This window comes from Pseudomonas sp. P108 (genome assembly GCF_032613195.1).
In the GTDB taxonomy this organism is placed as follows: Bacteria; Pseudomonadota; Gammaproteobacteria; order Pseudomonadales; family Pseudomonadaceae; genus Aquipseudomonas.
This window is the reverse complement of record NZ_CP126691.1, coordinates 2624664-2644327: the sequence shown is the minus strand read 5'-3', so window position 1 is coordinate 2644327 and position 19664 is coordinate 2624664. Positions and strand designations below refer to the sequence as shown.

General features: G+C 60.4%; 24 protein-coding genes. 8 read left to right on the top strand and 16 right to left on the bottom strand.

Features of this window, described 5'->3' with window-relative positions; translation table 11 throughout:
• Positions 1–2 precede the first annotated feature (2 nt).
• The 8 genes from QOM10_RS11660 to QOM10_RS11625 all read right to left on the bottom strand — a co-directional run bounded on the left by QOM10_RS11660 (position 3) and on the right by QOM10_RS11625 (position 6239).
• Complete coding sequence (locus QOM10_RS11660) at positions 3–659, bottom strand: DUF2931 family protein (RefSeq protein ID WP_150751849.1); 657 nt, start codon at positions 657–659, stop codon at positions 3–5.
• 11 nt (positions 660–670) lie between these two features.
• Positions 671–1324 (bottom strand): DUF2931 family protein, encoded by a 654-nt coding sequence (locus QOM10_RS11655; RefSeq protein ID WP_150751848.1) that lies wholly within the window; start codon positions 1322–1324, stop codon positions 671–673.
• Positions 1324–2865: a T6SS phospholipase effector Tle1-like catalytic domain-containing protein gene (locus QOM10_RS11650; protein ID WP_150751847.1), complete on the bottom strand. Its 1542-nt coding sequence runs from the start codon at positions 2863–2865 to the stop codon at positions 1324–1326. Before QOM10_RS11650 ends, QOM10_RS11655 begins: the two co-directional genes overlap by 1 nt.
• A gap of 135 nt (positions 2866–3000) precedes the next feature.
• Positions 3001–3363 (bottom strand): DUF6124 family protein, encoded by a 363-nt coding sequence (locus QOM10_RS11645; protein WP_016982978.1) that lies wholly within the window; start codon positions 3361–3363, stop codon positions 3001–3003.
• A 568-nt stretch (positions 3364–3931) separates the two neighbouring features.
• Complete coding sequence (gene dapF / locus QOM10_RS11640) at positions 3932–4750, bottom strand: diaminopimelate epimerase (protein WP_316918102.1); 819 nt, start codon at positions 4748–4750, stop codon at positions 3932–3934.
• Positions 4731–5234 (bottom strand): GNAT family protein, encoded by a 504-nt coding sequence (locus QOM10_RS11635; protein WP_316918101.1) that lies wholly within the window; start codon positions 5232–5234, stop codon positions 4731–4733. Before QOM10_RS11635 ends, dapF begins: the two co-directional genes overlap by 20 nt.
• Before the next feature lie 13 nt (positions 5235–5247).
• A complete protein-coding gene (locus QOM10_RS11630) occupies positions 5248–5460 on the bottom strand; it encodes a DUF4287 domain-containing protein (protein WP_034152439.1) in 213 nt (70 codons plus the stop codon).
• Between the two features lie 230 nt (positions 5461–5690).
• Positions 5691–6239, bottom strand: coding sequence for a cytochrome b (locus tag QOM10_RS11625; protein WP_316918100.1), 549 nt, complete (start codon positions 6237–6239; stop codon positions 5691–5693).
• Between the two features lie 209 nt (positions 6240–6448).
• Between QOM10_RS11625 and QOM10_RS11620 the strand changes: the two genes are divergently transcribed.
• From QOM10_RS11620 to QOM10_RS11585, 8 genes are all read left to right on the top strand, one after another.
• Positions 6449–7126, top strand: a complete 678-nt coding sequence (locus tag QOM10_RS11620; protein WP_316918099.1) for a thermostable hemolysin — start codon at positions 6449–6451, stop codon at positions 7124–7126.
• Positions 7116–8597, top strand: coding sequence for an AMP-binding protein (locus QOM10_RS11615; RefSeq protein ID WP_316918098.1), 1482 nt, complete (start codon positions 7116–7118; stop codon positions 8595–8597). The genes QOM10_RS11620 and QOM10_RS11615 overlap by 11 nt, the downstream gene beginning before the upstream one ends.
• Complete coding sequence (locus QOM10_RS11610; protein ID WP_150751838.1) at positions 8594–9268, top strand: TenA family transcriptional regulator; 675 nt, start codon at positions 8594–8596, stop codon at positions 9266–9268. Before QOM10_RS11615 ends, QOM10_RS11610 begins: the two co-directional genes overlap by 4 nt.
• Positions 9255–10064 carry an SDR family oxidoreductase gene (locus QOM10_RS11605; RefSeq protein ID WP_316918097.1) on the top strand — a complete coding sequence of 270 codons (810 nt, stop codon included), beginning with the start codon at positions 9255–9257 and terminating at the stop codon, positions 10062–10064. Before QOM10_RS11610 ends, QOM10_RS11605 begins: the two co-directional genes overlap by 14 nt.
• Complete coding sequence (locus QOM10_RS11600; RefSeq protein WP_150751836.1) at positions 10061–10705, top strand: tetratricopeptide repeat protein; 645 nt, start codon at positions 10061–10063, stop codon at positions 10703–10705. The genes QOM10_RS11605 and QOM10_RS11600 overlap by 4 nt, the downstream gene beginning before the upstream one ends.
• 11 nt (positions 10706–10716) lie before the next feature.
• Positions 10717–11379: a response regulator gene (locus QOM10_RS11595; protein ID WP_007910671.1), complete on the top strand. Its 663-nt coding sequence runs from the start codon at positions 10717–10719 to the stop codon at positions 11377–11379.
• Positions 11376–12791, top strand: coding sequence for an ATP-binding protein (locus tag QOM10_RS11590; RefSeq protein WP_316918096.1), 1416 nt, complete (start codon positions 11376–11378; stop codon positions 12789–12791). The genes QOM10_RS11595 and QOM10_RS11590 overlap by 4 nt, the downstream gene beginning before the upstream one ends.
• Before the next feature lie 155 nt (positions 12792–12946).
• The gene (locus tag QOM10_RS11585; protein WP_316918095.1) at positions 12947–13510 is read left to right on the top strand and encodes a GNAT family N-acetyltransferase; all 564 of its coding nucleotides are present in this window, start codon (positions 12947–12949) and stop codon (positions 13508–13510) included.
• Positions 13511–13559: 49 nt separating this feature from the next.
• Here QOM10_RS11585 and QOM10_RS11580 read toward each other — a convergent pair whose 3' ends face one another.
• From QOM10_RS11580 to QOM10_RS11545, 8 genes are all read right to left on the bottom strand, one after another.
• Positions 13560–14633, bottom strand: coding sequence for an NAD(P)-dependent alcohol dehydrogenase (locus QOM10_RS11580; RefSeq protein WP_316918094.1), 1074 nt, complete (start codon positions 14631–14633; stop codon positions 13560–13562).
• A 156-nt stretch (positions 14634–14789) separates the two neighbouring features.
• Positions 14790–15485, bottom strand: coding sequence for an arsenical resistance protein ArsH (arsH, locus tag QOM10_RS11575; protein WP_316918093.1), 696 nt, complete (start codon positions 15483–15485; stop codon positions 14790–14792).
• Between the two features lie 9 nt (positions 15486–15494).
• Positions 15495–15965 carry an arsenate reductase ArsC gene (locus QOM10_RS11570; protein WP_316918092.1) on the bottom strand — a complete coding sequence of 157 codons (471 nt, stop codon included), beginning with the start codon at positions 15963–15965 and terminating at the stop codon, positions 15495–15497.
• A 28-nt stretch (positions 15966–15993) separates the two neighbouring features.
• The gene (locus QOM10_RS11565) at positions 15994–17277 is read right to left on the bottom strand and encodes an arsenic transporter (RefSeq protein WP_316918091.1); all 1284 of its coding nucleotides are present in this window, start codon (positions 17275–17277) and stop codon (positions 15994–15996) included.
• Between the two features lie 23 nt (positions 17278–17300).
• Positions 17301–17648, bottom strand: a complete 348-nt coding sequence (locus QOM10_RS11560; protein WP_316918090.1) for a metalloregulator ArsR/SmtB family transcription factor — start codon at positions 17646–17648, stop codon at positions 17301–17303.
• A 148-nt stretch (positions 17649–17796) separates the two neighbouring features.
• Positions 17797–18228 (bottom strand): VOC family protein, encoded by a 432-nt coding sequence (locus tag QOM10_RS11555; RefSeq protein ID WP_316918089.1) that lies wholly within the window; start codon positions 18226–18228, stop codon positions 17797–17799.
• Positions 18218–18670 carry a GNAT family N-acetyltransferase gene (locus QOM10_RS11550; protein WP_316918088.1) on the bottom strand — a complete coding sequence of 151 codons (453 nt, stop codon included), beginning with the start codon at positions 18668–18670 and terminating at the stop codon, positions 18218–18220. The genes QOM10_RS11555 and QOM10_RS11550 overlap by 11 nt, the downstream gene beginning before the upstream one ends.
• A gap of 34 nt (positions 18671–18704) precedes the next feature.
• A complete protein-coding gene (locus QOM10_RS11545; RefSeq protein ID WP_316918087.1) occupies positions 18705–19616 on the bottom strand; it encodes a LysR family transcriptional regulator in 912 nt (303 codons plus the stop codon).
• Between the last annotated feature and the right edge of the window lie 48 nt (positions 19617–19664).

Here is a 19664-nt window from a genome sequence, read left to right as displayed (position 1 = left end):
CATTACCAACTGTCATACGGAATCCCGTATCTATCGATATAGTGCTTAGCCTTTTCACTCACTGGATAGGCATAACGCCCACCGTGCTTCCCCTGCTCTGGGCCTAGTGGTTCAAGTTCACCTTGAGAATGAGCGACTTGGATCGTGCGATGGCATGAGTCTCTGACCCAAGCTTGTAATACGCCACCTGGGGCCAGCCCCACGTACAGCGACGCCATGTATCGAGCGGCCCTTTCGGGTGTTTCCGGGCAACGTTGGTGCGTTGAGTCCACCATCAATTGCCTGGCTGATTCTGGGATTCCGATGAATCCCTTGTAGGTCTTCTGCTCTGATATGGACTGCCAACGGACGAAGATGAGTTTGGGAAGATCGGCACCGATTACCGGCATACCGGAACCACTGACAGTACCCCAACCTCGGGCAGACTCTGTGCCATCTTCTGGTTCACCTCCGGCAGCGGTTCTCCCGCCCGCCTTGAAAAACGTCCTGTTTTTGATATCCAGAACTGTGCTGTCTTCTACCCAAACCTTCATGTAAGCCGGTTCAGTGAAGGCTAGTCCCCACCAATCGGATCGCGGGTCGTTCTCGGCTGAAAGTGGGTCGGTAGCTTGGCATCCAGCTACCAGAAAACTACTCAACATTAATATGATTTGCTTCATTGGCGGACGGGTTACCAACTCCCGTAAGGGATGCCGAATTTCTCGATATACCGCTTGGACTTTTCGCTGACGGGATACGCATAGCGCCCTTGGTTCTTGCCTTGACTAGGCCCTAGCGGTTCGATCTCCGCTTGTGCTCTGGCGACTTTGACAGGATGGTGGCATGAGTCCCTGACCCAGACTTGCACGACACCACCGGGAGCCAGGCCCAAGTAGATAGATGCGTTATAACGCCCCTCTTGTTCAGGTGTTTTTGCGCAGCGCTGGTTGACGGACTCAAGCATGAGTTGTCTGGCTTGCTCTGGAATGTCCACCCATACCTTATACGTTTGCGGTTCAACAATGGATTGCCAGCGGACATAGATACGTTTGGGAAGATCAGCACCAACAACCGCTTTTCCTGTACTTCCCACGCCGTGCCAACCACGGGCAGAGTCAGTGCCGTCTTCCGGTTGACCGCCTGAGGCGGATCCTCCGCCAGTGCGCAAGAAGGTCTCTCCCTTGATGTCTTCTACTGCGGTGTCCTCGACCCAAACCTTCATGTAATGAGGCTCGGTGAACGCGAGCTCCCACCATGGAGACCTAGGATCATTTTTTGTGGACAGCGGATCGGCGTGACAGCCGGTCATGAGGGTTGCACAAAGCAGACTTACAAGAAATTTCATCAAAAAAGCGTCCAATCAGGTACGTGAGGATGTTGTACGCGTATGCCGTCAGGCGTGGGGGCGTTGATGTACACCGCTCTCACACCGCTTCCATCTCTCCTGCCCAGTGGATGGTTCCAGTTTGCGGAAGTGTGAATGTACTTGAGTTTGAGCATTCGCTCCTCGTCTAGCGTAATGCTGTAGTCACCGGCGACAAATCGATCACACATAGCCTGAAGTTCTGATGGCAGTGCCAGATCAGGCGTGTCTGAAATATCGTTGAAACGAACGCCTTTATCTTTCGCCAGTTTGTGCATCACCCGCAGATAAACTCTCGACAACAGGCCACTAACCGGACGCTTGAGCTGTACAGCAGCGTAGACGTGTTTGACACGCGGGCTCATCCGATCTTGCGGACTGTTCGGCATTTGAAGCGCAGGCGGCGTTACGATTTCCAGCATCTCAGAAGGCCAGCCATTCGCTATCCACTGATTTCTTACAATCACCGCGTCGCGGTAAATCGAAGTCGTGAGCACATCAGTTTGGAGAGGGACTTCTAGTGCTTGCATAGGACTGACAAGCACGCACTCCTCCGCTTCATCGAGGTAACTACCTCCGATATCAGAGTGAACACCTGGCAACGTAATCTCCAGATGAGCGGGCTTTACACGGCTCAGAGCGAAGTTACCTCGGCATTCATCCCGCGCGACCAAGTGAACGACGTCGGTAAAAAAACGCCGGTCCAGGTAAAGTTTGATGCCCGTTGCAACAGGACTTTTCACGTTGCCGAAATTGGACCAACCAGCAATCGACGGAACTGTATCGAATAGCCCGATAAAGCCCATTCTGATGTCGCCATTGTATTGCTCATTGAAGGTCTTGCTGAACGCTTCAGAATTGCTTCGCAGGACTTCACCTAAGGGGCCTTGCTTGCCCCGCACCACCTCATTGGAAAAGTGTCGAGCGGCAGCTGCACCACGGCTGAATCCAAATGTGTCGAAGGTCAGCGAAGTCACCTCACTACCTGGGTTATCGTCCAAGAGCTCTTTGATACGCAATTTAATCGATGCAAACGAAGACTGAACTCTACCTGCAACTCCAGTATCACCTCGTCCGGTGCCACCTCCGAGGGAGCTGTCTTTCTTACCAGCGCTGGTGCCAATTCCATCGACATAAATCATACGGAAAGCTTGCTTTCGGAGCCCTTCACCTTCTGCCCCCTCTGGGGCGTCATAGAGCTCACTCAGCTTTTTGACATTGGTGAGTCCCGCGCCATAGCTGCTGTCGGGATCACTCATATAAGGCTGGCAACTAGCAGGGATATCCTGAGGCGCTATCGGATGCTGCGCCCCACACAGCAATCCCGCCGCCGTGTTATTCGCATTATTCCCAGTGCCATCAAAGAAAACCCCAATCCTCAACGCGATCCCGATTTTCTCAGGTTCGCGCGCAGGCTCTTTCCCATGCTTCTCATACTCCGCCCAACGCTGGGCGTGAATATCGACGGGTTTGGCTTCTTCGTAGCGGTAGTTTTTCGGGGGGTTGGGTACGTAGCCACTCATCCGTGATTCCTGGTTCTAATCCTTGAGAACGGCCCGAAGGGTGACAGCCGTGGCTGGGGGGCGCAAGCCGTGGCCGTGTGCCAGCCGGGTTGTGACAGCTGGGTTCGACGAGGGTTTCCCCTCGTCGGGGTGGGGTTAGCTGGCGATTTCGACGTTATCCAGCGCTTGGTTGACGGCGATTTCGCCGAGCATCACGACTTGGGCGATGCCCAGTGCGGTTTTGCGGTGCGGGGTGTCGAGCATGGCGGCGAAGTTGAGGAGCATTTCGCTGGCGGAGCCGAGGGTTTCGCTGGCGTTGGCGAGCAGGGATTCGCTGTTGTACTTCGGGTTGGCGAGGTACATGCGTTCGGGTTGTTGGGTGCTGGCCATGATTTGGCTGGCGGGTTTGAGGTAGTGATCAAGGGCGCGTTCGGCGGCTTCGTGGAATCGCTTGGAATCGGGGGATTCGTAGGGGGATGTGGGGTCGGTTTCTGGTGGGTTGGGTGTTGGTTTGATCATGGTGAAACTCCTAGTTAATAATAAGGAGCCTTCACATTCGCTACCAAACGAAGGTGGCGGCCATACGCGGGTTGGTAGACCGGTAACTAGGACCCGGCACACCCGAAGGTGTCCTGCGCATGGCCACCATTGAGCAGAGACCTGATGAGGTCTGCAAACGGTTCGCGATGCGACTAGTTATGGCGGGCTACCAAACCCGATCACTGTTTTTCAGCGACCGACAGACGATAGAACCCGCGACCTAGACGCACAAGCCGGCGGATTCTGGCTTAGTCGTAGGTAACGGCGCAAGGCGTTGTAGGGTTTCGGTGGTTACTTGAGGCTTCGTTTAAACAGTGGTGGTTTTTACTGTTTATTTCGGTCAGTGATTGATGGGGTGATTGGGTGGGCGACTTCGCTAGCAGGCTAGCTCCCACAGGGTTATGTGGTTGGGTTGGGATTGGTGGTGACTGGGCTGGCGTCTTCGCTAGCAGGCTAGCTCCCACAGGGGTTTGTGGTTGGGTTGGGATTTTGCGGTGGCTGGGCTGGCGTTATCGCGAGCAGGCTCACTCCTACAGGGAGATTGTGTTCACTTGAGGTCGAGTTGGGTGTCGGGGATTGTGCCGGAGAAAGTGGGTTCTACCGGGCCGCTCAGGGTTACGGAGCCTGAGCCATTCCAGTGGACGGTGACGGGGCCGCCGTCGCATTCGACATTGACGGTGTGGTCGAGCAGGCCTCGGCGGATGCCGTTGACGGCCGCGCCACATGAGCATGAGCCGGAGCCGAGCGGGATGGCGCCGTTGCGCTCCCAGATGCGCAGGCGGATGTGTTGGCGGTCGATGATTTGCACGAAGTGGACGTTGGTTTTGTGCGGAAACAACGGATGGGTTTCGAGGCTTGGGCCGAGGGCGGCGATATCGACGGAGCTGAGGTCATCGACGAAATAGGTGCAGTGCGGATTGCCCATGTTGCACGCGGTTGGAGCGCCGGCGAGCGGTAGAAAAAGCGTTTCGTGTTCTTGCGCCAGAGGGATGTCTTGCCAGTCGAACAACGGTTCGCCCATGTCGACGGCGATCAATCCGCTGGGCGTGCGTTCGCAGGTGAGCAAGCCACGGTTGGTGCGCAGGGTGATCGATGTCCGGCTGGCTTCGCGCATCAACCTGTCCGCCACGCCACGGGTGGCGCTGCCGCACACGTCGAGCGGCGAGCCATCGGCGTTCCAGAACTCCACGCGCGCATCGGCGTCTGCGCAATCGAGGACCACGGCGAGTTGGTTGAAACCGATGCCGCGATGACGATCGCCCAGGCGCCGGGCGAGTTGGCTGGTGACGGGGTTGCTGATGTTGCGTGAGTCGATCACGACGAAGTCATCGCCGTTGGCGTGCATCTTATGGAAGGTGAGTGGCATGCGCTGCGCCTCTGCTGCGCGTCATGTTGATCAGCGCTGAACGTTTGCCACCCGGTGCCGGGCGTTCTTCGATGGAGAACGGCACGAAGCCGAGTTTTGGGTAGAGCAGCAGGCCTGCGGTGTTTTCATTGAAGCAAGACAGTTGCACTTCCTTGGCCTGGTATTTTTCGAAGCCCAGCGCGGTCATGGTCTCGACGATGTATCGCGCAACACCCTGGCCACGGGCGTAGGGCGCGACGATGACGTTGCCGATGCAGCAGATGCCGTCGTGCTCAGCGCGGTAGAAGTTGGCGAAGCCGACGAACTCGCCGTTGGCCAGAAAAGCCGTGGAATCGAAGCGCTGGCTGATTGCGCTGTGCATCTGCTCTTCCGTCAGCGGGAAGTTGGCTTTCGGGAACATGAAGAACAGCTCTTGTTCGCCCTGGGGAAAGCTGCAGAGGGTGTTGACGTCGTCGGCCGTCACTGGCCGGTGGGAGAAATTCATCGCTGCCCTGCCCTCACTTTTTACCCGCCAGATGATGCGCGACCAAGGCGTTGGCATGACCGTGTCCCATGCCGTGTTCTTCCTTGAGCCATGCCACCAGTTCCATGTGTTTCTTGTCGCTGATGCCGGCGAGCAGGTTCAGCCAGTGATCGATGGGCTGGCCGTATTTTTTCTCGATGGAGGGAAAGTATGACGCCGGGCCTTTTACCTTGTTGTCTTCGCTCATGCTGCAAGCTCCCTGTGGTCACGACGGAGGGTCGGCGGACGCTCCTTGTCGGCAGGTCATAGATTGGACGCGAAGTGCGGTTCCGGCAACTGCCCCGCTCTGCCAGACACCACAAAAAACTGTGGGAGCGAGCCTGCTCGCGAAGGGGCCATGTCAGCCAAAATCATCGTAGGCTGACACACCGCTTTCGCGAGCAGGCTCGCTCCCACAGGGGTTGTAGTGGATCAGGGTTATTCGGTGCGGCCCGGCAGCATCCGCACGAGGGTGTTATCCCGCACCCAATAATGGTGGAACAACCCCGCCAGCGCGTGCAGCCCGATCAGCCAGTAGCCGGTGCTGCCAATCAGTTCATGCCAGTACTTCAGTTGCTTGGCGAAGTCCGGGTCGATGGCCACGGGTGCCGGGACGTGGAAGCCGAAGTACGGGAACGGTTTGTCGGCGGCGGCGAGCATCAGCCAGGCGAGGATCGGTGTGGCGATCATCAGGCCGTACAGTGCCAGGTGTGTCAGGTGCGCGATGCCGGTCTGCCACGCGGGTGGTTTTGGAGTGATCGGCGGGCGTGGCGTGAGACGGCCGAGCAGGCGGATCCAGACGAGGGCGAAGATGCTCGCGCCGAACAGGCCGTGGAAGCCCATCAGCAAGCCGCGCGCTTCGCTGCCCTTGGGCAGGTAGCCCTTGATTTCGACGCAGGCGTAGACGCCGACAAACAGCGCCAGCATCAGCCAGTGCAGGGTGATTGAGAGTTTTCCATAACGGGTTACGGCGGTGTCGCGGGTCATAAGCTGCGCCTCGTGATTGTCGTGAGTGACGGCCGATTCGTTCGACCGCCTCGCTCCGGTTGTTGGGCGAACCGACGGCGTTACCCTGCCCGCCCAGTCTTAAGAGAGTCTGAAGACAGACCCTCACGTTAACCTTTTTTCACCTTCAGACTTCGTTAAGAAATGCCTCCGATACTCGCCTCAAACCTATTGAGGGAGGCGTTCTGCCCATGCCCGATTTTGACTGGAACATCGTCCTGCCCCTGCGCTTCGGTCAAGCCGAAACACCGCAGATGACACTGACCGGCGCGCTGCCCGACGATGCCCTGCGAGAGACGTTCGAAGCCTTTATCCAGCAACGTTTTCGCAAGGCCCATGGCGCCGACATCCGTCACTTCATGCCCGAGCTGTTCGGCATGCACAACGGTAACGGCGAGTTGTGCGCCGTGGCCGGGGTGCGTCGCGCGCATCTGGAATCACTGTTCCTTGAGCGCTATCTGGATGAGCCGATCGAGCCGTTGATCAGCGCGGCGGCGGATCGTGCGGTCGAGCGCAGCGCCATCGTCGAAGTCGGCAATCTCGCCGCCAGCGACACCGGCAGCGCGCGCCTGAGCATCATCGCCATCACCTATCTGCTGGCCATGGGCGGCCTGGAATGGGTGACGTTCACCGGCAACATCGGCCTGGTCAACAGCTTCCATCGCCTGGGTTTGAAGCCAGTGACATTGTGCGCCGCTGACCCGGAACGATTGGGTGACGAGCGTCAACACTGGGGCAGTTATTACGAAAGTAAACCTTGGGTGCACGTCGGCAACATCCGCGCCGGGTTCGTCCATTTGCGCAATATCGGCCTGTTTGCCCGCCTGGGATTACCGGGTTCGATTGAAGGAGCCTGTCATGTCGCTTGAACTTCAACGCTTCCAGGAAACCCTGCGCGACCATGCCCGGCGCAATGACCACGCGACGGCCCTGTGGGGCGACACGCTGAAACTCGATTACGCCACGCTGTACGCCGAGGTGTTGTATCGCCAGAAGCGTTTGCGCGACGAGCAGGCGCAGGTGATTGCGCTGGCGTTGGACAACGGCGTCGACGCGATGCTCTGGGATCTGGCTGTGCTGTTCGAAGGCCTGACTTGCGTGACGCTGCCGCCGTTTTTCAGTGCGGCACAACGTGCTCATTGTCTGCAACAGAGCCAGGCCGAACGGGTGATCGCCGAGCCAGAATTGGACGCAGAACTGCTCGCGGCCGGCTATGAACAACGTGGCGAGTTCTGGTGCCGTTCGTTCAGTGGCCCGAATCGTATGCCGGCCGGTACCGCGAAACTGACCTTCACGTCCGGCACCACCGGCACGCCGAAAGGTGTGTGCCTGAGCGCCGACAGCCTGCTGCGCGTGGCACGGGAGCTGGATCAGGCCAGCGAAGCCACCGGCCCGCAGCATCACTTGGCGCTGTTGCCGTTGGCGATCCTGCTGGAGAACCTCGGCTGTTACGCCGCGCTGTATGCCGGCGCCATGTTGAGTTTGCCGAGCCAGAAAACCCTCGGCATTCAAGGCGCCAGTGGCGTCGAGATTCCGCGCTTGCTCGGTTATCTGGCCAGCCGTGCGCCAGAGAGTCTGATCCTGGTGCCGCAGTTGCTGCTGTTGCTGGTCAGCGCCGCCGAACAAAAAGCCTTCGACCCGCAAACCCTGCGCTTTGCCGCTGTCGGCGGTGCGCGGGTCTCGGAGGATCTGCTGCATCGCGCGCAACGAGTCGGGCTGCCGGTTTATGAAGGTTACGGCCTGTCCGAATGCGCCTCGGTGGTGTGCCTCAATCGCCCCGGCGCACGCCGCCCCGGCAGCGTCGGCCGACCGCTGCCGCATGTTGAAGTGCGGCTGGCCGAGGACGGCGAAGTACTGATCAAGGGCTCGACGCTGCTCGGTTATCTGGGCGACGCGCCGTACGCCGAGGAATGGTGGCCGAGCGGCGATTTGGGCGAGTTCGACCCGGAAGGTTTTCTCCATCTCAAGGGCCGCAAGAAGCACCAGTTCGTCACCAGTTTCGGGCGCAACGTCAACCCGGAATGGGTCGAGTCCGAGCTGACCCAGCGCCGCCACATCGCCCAGGCCTTCGTTTACGGCGAGGCCTTGCCGCGCAATCACGCCCTGCTCTGGCCGCATCGCCCGGACTGCACCGACGCCGAACTGGCCGCTGCCGTCGCCGAAGCCAACGAGACTTTGCCCGATTACGCCCAGGTGCATCAGTGGACGCGCCTGCCGCACCCCTTCACTGCCGCCAATGGCTTGCTCACCGCCAACGGCCGCCCGCGTCGCGACGCCATCGTCGCGCAGTACCACAACCAATTGACCGAATCCGCTGTTTCCGAGGAGTCCGCATCATGAGTTTTTTTGACACCCTGCAAGAAGCCACGCAACAGGAACGCCACGCACTGTTCAACCTGCCGATCATCGTCGATGCCCTGCAAGGCACGGTCAGCCTCGACAGCTATCGGGCATTTCTCGCGCAAGCGTACTACCACGTGCGCCACACCGTGCCGCTGATGATGGCTTGCGGTGCACGCCTGCCGACGCGCCTGGAATGGCTGCGCAAAGCGGTGGCCGAGTACATCGAAGACGAATACGGCCACGAGCACTGGGTGCTCAACGACATCGCCGCGTGTGGCGGCGATCGCGATGCGGTGCGCGATGGTCAACCGTCGTTGTCGATCGAGTTGATGGTCAGCTTTCTTTACGACCTGATCGCCCGTGGCAATCCGGTGGGTCTGTTCGGGATGGTCAATGTGCTCGAAGGCACCAGCATCGCCCTGGCCACCCACGCGGCGGGCAGCATTCGCGAGCGTTTGGCCTTGCCGGAAACGGCGTTCAGTTACCTGAGCTCCCACGGTTCGCTCGATATCGAGCACATGCAGACCTATCGGCGACTGATGAATCAGCTGGAAGATCCTGCCGATCAAGCCGCCGTGATCCATGCCTCGAAAGTCGTCTATCGCCTGTACACCGACATGTTCCGTGGCTTGCCGCGTGACGCGGAGGCTCAACATGCAGCTGCGTGATGCGCGGGTGGTGTTGACCGGTGCCAGTGGCGGCATTGGCCTGGCCATCGCCGAAACCTTGTGCGCCGCCGGTGCCCACGTGCTCGCGGTGGCGCGGCATCAAGAGGCACTGCTGCCGCTGCTCAAACGCTACCCCGAGTCGTTGTGCTGGGTCGCCGCCGACCTGACCTTTCTCAGTGACCGGCGCAAAGTGCTGGTCGCCGCCGAAGCCATCGGTGGCGTCAACCTGCTGATCAATGCCGCCGGGGTCAATCACTTCGCCATGCTCGAACAGCTGGATGACAGCGACATCAACGCGATGCTGGCGGTGAATATCAGTGCGCCGATGTGCCTGACCAAACTGCTGTTGCCGCTGCTCAAGCAGGCCGACAGCGCGATGGTGGTCAACGTCGGTTCGACCTACGGCTCGATCGGCTACCCCGGTTACGCCAGTTACTGCGCGAGCAAATTCGCTTTGCGCGGGTTTTCCGAAGCGCTGCGCCGGGAGCTCGCCGACACCCGCGTCAGCGTGCTGTACGTCGCGCCACGCGCCACGCGCACCTCGATGAACAGCGCCGCCGCACAAGCGTTGAACGACGCGCTCAAGGCCAACGTCGACGATCCGCAAACCGTGGCCTCGGCGGTGATCCATGCGATTGCCGGTGATCGTCGCGACCTCTACCTGGGCTGGCCGGAACGCTTCTTCGTCCGCCTGAACAATCTGCTCCCGCATCTGGTGGATCGAGGCCTGCGCAAGCAGTTGCCGCTGATCCGTCGCCTCAGTGAAAAACCTGACAACGAGTCGCCAAAACCATGAAAAAACTATCCGCATGCCTGTTGCTCGCCGCCCTGAGTCAAAGCGTCTGGGCGTTGGAACCGGCAGACCAGAAACGTCTTGAGGGCATCCAGCAGAGTTGGGCGCACATCCAATATGAAGTGGCGGAAAAACAGCGTGCCGCCGCATTCGAACAATTGGCCAGCGAGGCCAACACGTTCACCACGCAACGCCCGGCGGTGGCCGAAGCGTGGATCTGGAAAGGCATCGTCACCAGCAGTTGGGCCGGTGCCGAGGGCGGCCTCGGTGCCTTGGGCAAAGCCAAGGATGCCAAGGCCGATCTGGAAAAATCCCTGACCCTCGACCCCAAAGCCCTGCAAGGCTCGGCCTACACCAGCCTCGCCGCGCTGTATGACCGCGTGCCCGGCTGGCCCATCGGTTTCGGCGACAGCGACAAGGCCGAGCAACTGCTCAAACAAGCCTTGCAACTCAACCCTAACGGCATCGACAGCCTGTACTTCTGGGGCGATCACCTCTACCGTCAGAAGCGCTACGCTGAAGCCAAAGCTGCGCTGCTCAAAGCCCAGCAAGCCGCGCCGCGCCCGGGCCGCGAAAGTGCCGATGCCGGGCGCCGCAAAGACATCGCCGCGCTGCTGGTGGACGTGAACAAGAAACTCGACTGACAGGAGTCCGCGTGCGTTTATTACTGGTTGAGGATGACGTCGCGCTGGGTGAAGGCATTCATCAGGCGCTGGGCCGCGAGGGTTACACCGTCGACTGGCTCAAGGACGGCAGCAGTGCGTTGCATGCGCTGCTCAGTGAAACCTTCGATGTCGCCGTGCTCGATCTCGGTCTGCCGCGCATGGACGGCCTGCAAGTGCTGCGCCGCCTGCGCGACAGCGGTTCGAATCTGCCGGTGCTGATTCTGACCGCGCGCGACGCCACCGAAGATCGTATCGCCGGGCTCGACGCCGGGGCCGACGACTACCTGATCAAACCGTTCGACCTGGATGAGCTCAAGGCACGCTTGCGCGCCTTGTTGCGCCGCAGTGCCGGGCGCGCCCAGGCGTTGATCGAGCATGCCGGCATCAGCCTCAACCCCGGCACCCAGCAAGTCAGCTATCAGGGCCAGCCTGTGGCCCTGACGCCGAAGGAATATCAGTTGCTGCACGAACTGCTGTCACCGCCGGGCCGGGTCATGACCCGCGATCAACTGATGCAGCTGCTTTACGGCTGGAATGAAGAAGCCGAAAGCAACACCCTCGAAGTGCACATCCATCACTTGCGCAAGAAGTTTTCCACCGACCTGATCCGCACCATTCGCGGCGTGGGTTATCTGGTGGAGGAGCGTCGATGACCTCGATCCGCCGTCGCACGCTGACCCTGATTATCGGCTTGTTGCTGGCCGGGCTCGCGGTGCTCAGCACCTTCAACCTGCACGACAGCAACCACGAAATCGCCGAAGTCTACGACGCACAATTGGCGCAGAACGCGCGCTTGTTGCAAGGGGTGATGCGCATGCCCCTGGCCAGCAAACAGCACGCAGAGCTTTACCAGGCGTTCAACTCGGCGCTGGGCGAAGCGGTGCCGCGCGGCGAGGGTCATCCTTACGAACGCAAAATCGCCTTTCAGGTGTGGAATCCTGCCGGTGATGTGTTGGTGCACACCGCCAGCGCACCGTCCTTCAAGGCGCCGCCAACACAGCCCGGCTTCAGCGATGTGGTGGATCTGAACAATCGGCACTGGCGCGCCTTTCTCCTTGAAGACAAACAGAACGGCCTGCGCATCTGGGTCGGTGAGCGTGACGATGTGCGCGCCGATCTGGTCGACCGCATCGTCCGCCACACGCTGTGGCCGAACGTGGTCGGCAGCCTGCTGCTCGCGGCGATGGTCTGGCTGGCCATCGGCTGGGGCCTCAAGCCCTTGGCGAACATGGCCGAGACCTTGCGCGCCCGTCACAGCGGTTCGCTGGAACCGTTGCAACTGGCGCCGCTGCCCAGTGAGCTGGAACCGATGCAGGCAGCGCTCAACCGCATGCTCGCGCAGATCCAGGAAGTGCTCGGCCGTGAACGGCGCTTTATCGCCGACGCCGCCCACGAGATGCGTACGCCGCTGGCGGTGCTGCGCGTGCATGCGCAGAACCTGCAGGAGGCCGGCACCGAACAGGAGCGCCGCGAGTCGCTGGCGTTTCTGATCGCCGGGGTCGACCGCACCAGTCGCCTGGTCAACCAGTTGCTGACCATGGCGCGCCTGGAACCGAAACCCAATCCGCCGCCGCTGCAACCCATCGACCTCAGCGAAACCGTGCGCAACAGCTTGGTGCAGCTGACGCCATGGTTGCTGAGCAAGCACCTGGAATTGGCCTTCGAAGACAGCGCCCAGCCGTTCAACATCATGGCCAGCCCCGGCACGATCGACATTGCCCTGAACAACCTGATCACCAATGCTGCGAACTTCTCCCCCGAACACGGCGTGATCACCGTGCTGCTCAGCCAGTCCGAGGGGTTTTATCACTTGAGCGTCGAAGATCAGGGGCCGGGCATTGATGAAACGGACCGGGCACGCTTGTTCGAGCGCTTCTACAGTCGCGGCAATGCCCACGGTGCGGGGCTGGGACTGACCATCGTCAACACCATCGCCACGCAGTTGGGCGGGCGGATCACTTTGGTCAACCGCGCTGAGGGCGGCCTGCGCGCAACATTGTCGATTCCCGACGGGCAACCGCGCCCCGCATCGCAACGCAGCACCCGCGAGCCGTCTAAGGGCTGAGCCTGTCGCGGCGCCAGGAGCGCCACCGTCCGGTAAAACAGTGGCCGCGCGTCGGAATCTGATCCAGATCAGCTTCCGGGGCTGACATCGGTGTAGAACAGACTCAGCGCACTCTCCTGCGCGTTGCTCGTTCAGCCCCGATGGAGGCTCATCTCATGCTCACTGTCAAAGACCACAATGACCGCGCGGCGCCGGCCTATGCCGCGCACCAAGGTGAATACTGGATCGAGTCGCTCAGGGATGGCCGCCACGTCTTGGTCCGTGCCCTGGCCGCCGAGGATCGCGAACGCGAATACGCGTTCATCAAGCGCTTGTCGCCCGAGTCCCGACACCTGCGCTTTCTTGCGCAGATCAGTGAGCCGGGCACCGCGTTGCTCGATCAGTTGATGGACGTCGACTACAAACAACGCGCGGCCTTCATCGCACTGGTTCACGAAAATGGCGAATTGATCGAGATCGGGATCAGCCGCTACGCCGCCACGGGCGAACAGGACTGTGAATGCGCCGTCACGGTCGCCGATGAGTGGATGCACCTGGGTCTGGCCACGTTGCTGATGGAACATTTGATCAAGGCTGCCCGGCACAACGGTTTCAAGCATCTGTATTCGGTGGATTCGGCCAGCAACACGGCCATGCGCGACCTCGCCCGATCACTGGGCTTTGAAACCCACAGCGATCCTGATGATGCCCATCAGGTCATTCATCGCCTGAGTCTGTAGCGACATTCCTGCGCCCCGCACCTTTAAACGTTGCGGGGCGCGTTGCCGATCACGGCGTGATTGCCACCTTCATCACCCCATCGCGCTGATGCGCGAACAGTTCATAGGCGGCTTCGATATCGTCGAGTTTGAAGTGATGTGTCACCAGCGGCGACAGATCGACACCACCGCTTTGCACCACCGCCATCAACCGGCGCATGCGTTCCTTGCCGCCGGGGCACAGGGTGCTGACGATGCTGTAATCGCCCAGCCCTGCCGCGAAGGCATCGTAGGGAATGCGCAGGTCCGATGCGTAAACCCCCAGACTCGACAGGCGTCCGCCCGGGCGTAACACCCGCAACGCAGACTCGAACGTGCCTTGGGTGCCCAAGGCTTCGATGGACACATCCACGCCGCGCCCGTCGGTCAACGCCATGATTTGCTCGACCACGTCGCCGTCCTTGAAATTGACCACATGGGTCGCGCCCAACCGCCGCGCGACGCTCATGCGCTCGGCCACCGCGTCGACGCCAATGATCACGCTCGCGCCCTTGAGCCGCGCCCCGGCCACCGCGCACAGTCCGATCGGCCCAAGCGCGAATACCGCAACGCTGTCGCCGATACTGACTTCGCCGCGTTCGGCGCCGGAGAATCCGGTGGACATGATGTCCGGGCACATCAGCACCTGTTCGTCACTCAGCCCGTCGGGGATCGGACACAGGTTGGCCAAGGCATCGGGCACCAAGACGTACTCCGCCTGGCAGCCATCGATAATGTTGCCGAATTTCCAGCCGCCGGTGGCGCGAAAGCCGTGGCGGGTGTCCGGCCCGTCCTGGGAGCCGCAGCCACACAGGCAAGCGTAGCTTTGGCCGCTGGGGGTGATGGCGCCGGCAATCACCCGTTGGCCTTCGAAAAATCCGCGCACCTGTGAGCCAAGTTTCTCGATCACGCCCACCGGTTCGTGCCCGACGGTCAAACCTTTGGCCACCGGATACTCGCCACGCAGGATATGTACGTCGGTGCCGCAGATTGTCGTGGTGGTGATGCGCACCAGCGCGTCCAGCGGGCCAACCTCGGGGATCGGTTTGTCATCCAGCACGATGCGATTCTTTTCGACGAATATCGCCGCTTTCATCATGGCCATGATCAAGACTCCTGTGCAGGTGTTTGCAGTGAGTTCAGCACCTTTCCAAGGCTGCGCCGAACTGACCGACACAAGGTTGATCACCATCAATCAATGCTGGATTGCGCATCGCCGATGCCGCACGTGAACGCAGCCGTCCCTCGCCGAGGGACGACCTCAAATAGAACGCTGATTCACCCGCGCCATCAATTGCTCTGCACTTTCCTTACGCTCGGAGTAACGATCGACCAGATGCGCCTGTTGATCGCGCAGCAGCACGGTGAACTTCACCAGTTCTTCCATCACATCGACCACACGATCATAAAACGGCGACGCGTTCATCCGCCCGGTGTCGTCGAACTCCATGTAGGCCTTGGGCACCGAGGATTGGTTGGGGATGGTGAACATGCGCATCCAGCGGCCCAACACGCGCAACTGGTTGACCACGTTGAACGACTGCGAACCGCCGCAGACCTGCATCACGGCCAGGGTCTTGCCCTGGGTCGGACGCACTGCACCGAGTTCGAGCGGGATCCAGTCGATCTGCGCCTTGAATACGGCAGACATGGCGCCGTGCCGTTCTGGCGAACACCAGACCTGGCCTTCTGACCACAGCACCAGATCGCGCAGTTCCTGCACTTTGGGATGGTCGACCGGAACGTCGTCGGGCAGTGGCAGACCGGACGGGTTGAAGATGCGCGTTTCGGCGCCGAAGTGTTCGAGCAGGCGCGCGGCTTCCTCTACCAGCAAACGGCTGAACGAGCGTTCGCGGGTCGAGCCGTAGAGCAGCAGGATCCGCGGTTTGTGCACGCCCGCTTGCGACGGTTTGGCGTTATCGAACAGATTGAGATCGAGGTTGGGCAGTTCGGACATAAATCCTCCTTAAAGCGCGCCGATGCGGTCGAGCTCAGCCTTGAGTTGGTCGCGGCTGAGCGAGTGGAAAGGCAGATCGAGGAAGGCCTGACAGCGTTGGCCGATGCGCATAAGGGTGGCGTGAAAAGCCGCGTCGACAGTGGCTTCGTCGCCCTTCACTTCGGAGGGATCTTCCAGCCCCCAATGGGATTTCAGCGCCGGGCCGAAATACACCGGGCAGGCCTCGCCAGCGGCTTTGTCGCACACGGTGATGACGATATCTGGCGGGTTGCTTTCAAAAGCGTCGTTGCCTTTGCTGTGCAAACCATCAATGGCGATGCCGGCCTGTTGCAGCGTCGACAGGCTGCGCGGCAACACCTGGCCTTTGGGGAAACTGCCGGCACTCACCGCTTCGAATCCCGCTGGCGCCAGATGATTGAACATGGCTTCAGACAGGATGCTGCGGCAGCTGTTGGCCGTGCACATGAACAGAACTCGCATGGATTGCTCCTACCGCTTTTGGCGGACATCAAAGGCTCAGGCGCAGTGCCAGGGCCGAAAGAGTGATCAACAGAACCGGAAGGGTCAGCAGAATGCCGACCTTGAAGTAGTAGCCCCAGGTGATGCGCAGACCTTTGCGTTCCAGCACATGCAGCCAGAGCAACGTGGCGAGGCTACCGATGGGGGTGATTTTCGGGCCGAGGTCGCAGCCAATGATGGTGGCGTAGATCATCGCTTCGCGAACGAGCCCCTGGGCGTCGCTGGCCTGGATCGACAGCGCACCGATCAGCACGCTGGGCATGTTGTTCATCACCGATGACAACAGCGCGGACAGCAGGCCAGTGCCGAGGGTGGCGGTCCACAAACCTTGCTCGGCCAAGCGGTCGAGGACGACGGCCAGCAGGTCCGTCAACCCGGCATTCTTCAGGCCATACACCACCAGGTACATGCCCAGCGAGAACACCACGATCTGCCACGGCGCATCGCGCAAAACCCGTCGGGTAGCGATCTTGTGGCCCTTGGCAGCGACCGCAAAAAGGATCGCCGCACACACTGCCGCGACGGCACTGACAGGAATCCCCAGCGGTTCCAGAGCGAACAGCCCGACCAGCAATATCAGCAGTGTCCAGCCGCCGACCACGAAGGTGGGGTGGTCGCGAATCGCTGCTTTGGGTTCCTGAAGCGCCTCAACCGGGTAGCGCTGTGGCACATCGCGCCGGAAGTACACAAACAGCACCAGCAGCGTCGCCGCGACACTGACCAGACTCACCGGCACCATCACCGATGCGTATTCGGCAAAGCCCAAGCCGAAGTAGTCGGCGGACACGATGTTGACCAGATTGGACACCACCAGCGGCAGGCTGGCCGTGTCGGCAATAAACCCGGCGGCCATGACGAATGCCAACGTCGCCGTCGGTGAAAAGCGCAGCGCCAGCAACATCGACATGACAATGGGCGTAAGGATCAGCGCCGCACCGTCGTTGGCGAACACCGCCGCCACCGCCGCGCCGAGCAACACGCAGAACGCGAACAATCGATAACCACTGCCCTTTGCCCATCGTGCAACGTGGAGTGCCGCCCATTCAAAGAAGCCGGCTTCATCCAGCAGCAGGCTGATGATGATCACCGCGATAAACGTGGCGGTGGCGTTCCAGACGATGGCCCACACTGTGGGAATGTCCTGCAGCGAAACGGCACCGACGGCCAGGGCGATCAGGGCACCGAACGTGGCGCTCCAACCGACGCCTAATCCTTTGGGCTGCCAGATGACGAGTACGAGGGTGAAGACGAAAACAGCGAAAGCCAGCAACATGTCAGAACTCTCTAAATCCGGATTCAGCAGCAGGCGGCTTCGCGCACCGGACGCCCGTCCATGTTCTGCAGACGGGCGGCGTTGTCCTTGAACCAATCGGCGTTGGCTTTGGACGTCACTTGCAGGATTTCGCGAACCCACGCAGGAAGATCAGGGTTGAGGCGGTAATAGACCCACTGGCCCTGACGGCGATCGAGCAGCAAGCCATTGCTGCGCAGTTGCGCGAGGTGGCGGCTGATTTTCGGTTGGCTGTCGTCGAGCGCACACATCAGCTCGCAGACGCAGAGTTCACCTTGTTCGGAAATGAGCAGCATGGCGCGGACGCGGGTTTCGTCAGCGAGGCTCTTGAAGACTTCGGTGGGAGTGATCATGGGACGAGCTCTGTACATATGGAAATTCGAATATACGGATATCCATATATTAATCAACCCCAAGAATTTCCTTTTTGCCAAAGCGCTGTAGAAGGCACAGTCTTCAATGCCGCACGCAACGTCATTCCTGCCAGCCCTGCAAACGGGACTACAGGTGCGTGTCCACCGGCGCGACGATCTCTACTTTGATCTTGTCCGGATCCTCACAGTAGAGGGCGTAGTGCTCCGGGCCGCCGGCGTACGGATAGGCGCTCTCGTAGAGAAGACGAAAACCGGAGGTTCGCAGCCAACCCGCCATTTCATCCACTTGCGCCTGTGAACCCGCCTGAAACGCCAGATGATTCAAGCCCACGCCCCGGCGGTTGAAGCCCTGTTGCAGATCGCTTGCCTGAACGAACACCAGGTAGGTGCCGTTGAGAATAAAGCTGCGCCCGGCGGGCCAGTTTTGATGCTGCGCATAACCCAGCATCAAGAGCAACGGCTGCCAAAAACGCAGCGAGACTTCCAGCGATGAGACATTGATTTCAACGTGATGAAGCATGCCGGTTTTCGGTGTACTGCCCAGATCGCTATTGGTCATCGGCGGCATTTCCTTGGGTTGCGCCAAGGGTTTTCAACAGCGTATGACGACTCCACGGGCCGCAGTATTCAGGCACGTGCGCGATCAATCGGTAGCCGCAGCGGGTGTACCAACGGGCGACGTCGTCATCCAGCGTTTCGATCAACGCATCCACGCACGCCCTTTCAACGGCCAGCGCCTCAAGCTTGTGCAACGCCTGAGCACCCAGCCCGGTTCCGCGCCATTGCGCGTCGATCCACAGGTAATTGACAAACAGGCGCCTGAATTCGGTTCTGCCGGTAGCGCCGCCGATCAGTGTTCCCTCCTCCATCAGCGCGCAGGCGATGGCTTCCGCGTGCCCGCCGCGCGCCTCAGACAAGGCTCGGCCATGGCGTAAGACGCCGTTACTGATGGCCTTCAAGGTGTCCGCATTGATGTCGCGAACGGTGAGCCATTTCCTCATTGCTGCTCTCCATTGTTAAAAGGCCTTGGCGCTTTCAAGCAAAAGAGGAGCCAACCTGCGATCTGCCCAGCAGCAACCCCTGCTCCGCCTCACACAACGCCACCACATAATCCCAGACCACCCGCAGCCGCACCGATTTGTGCAACTCGCGCCGCGTACTGATCCAGTAGCTGCGCTCGATGCTTTCATCCGGCAGCAACGGCACCAGATCGGGATCCGATTCGGCCATGTAGCAAGGCAACACCGCAATGCCCAATCCCGACCGCGCCGCTTCCTGCTGGGCGATGACGCTGGTGCTGTGAAACACCACGCGCGGACTGCGGCAGAAGCTGTTGAGAAACATCAGTTCCTGGCTGAACAGCAAGTCATCGACATAACCAATCCACGCATGCCGCCCAAGGTCTTCGCGGCTTTGCAATGGCGGGGCTTTATCGAGATAGCGTTGGCTGGCGTACAGCGCCAAGCGATAGTCGGTGAGTTTGCGCGTGACGAGCATGTCCGCCGCCGGGCGCTCGAGATGAATGCTGATTTCCGCCTCCCGGTTGAGGATGCTGACGAAGCGCGGCACGGCGACCAGTTCCACCTCCAATCCAGGATAGCGTTCGAACAAGCCGATCATGCGACTGGCGAGAAACTTGATGCCCAGCCCTTCGGTGACGCCAACACGAATCTTGCCCAACGGCGCAGTGGATTGGGTGATTTCCTCCTGCGCCAGCAGCGCAACGTTTTCCATCGCTTCAGCGTGTTTAAGCAGCGCCTCCCCCGCCGGGGTCATTTCGTAGCCTTGCGCGTGCTGGACGAACAGTGCGGTGCCGAGGCTTTTTTCGATGGCTTCGATATGGCGGGCGACGGTGGCGTGGGTGGTGTTGAGGCGGCGGGCAGCGGTGAGCAGGCGGCCGCTGCGTTGCAGTTCGAGAAAAAACCGCAGGTCGTTCCAGTCGAACATGGCGTGTCCTTGTCGGCTATGGTCTATGCAGGCTGTTTGAAAACGCAC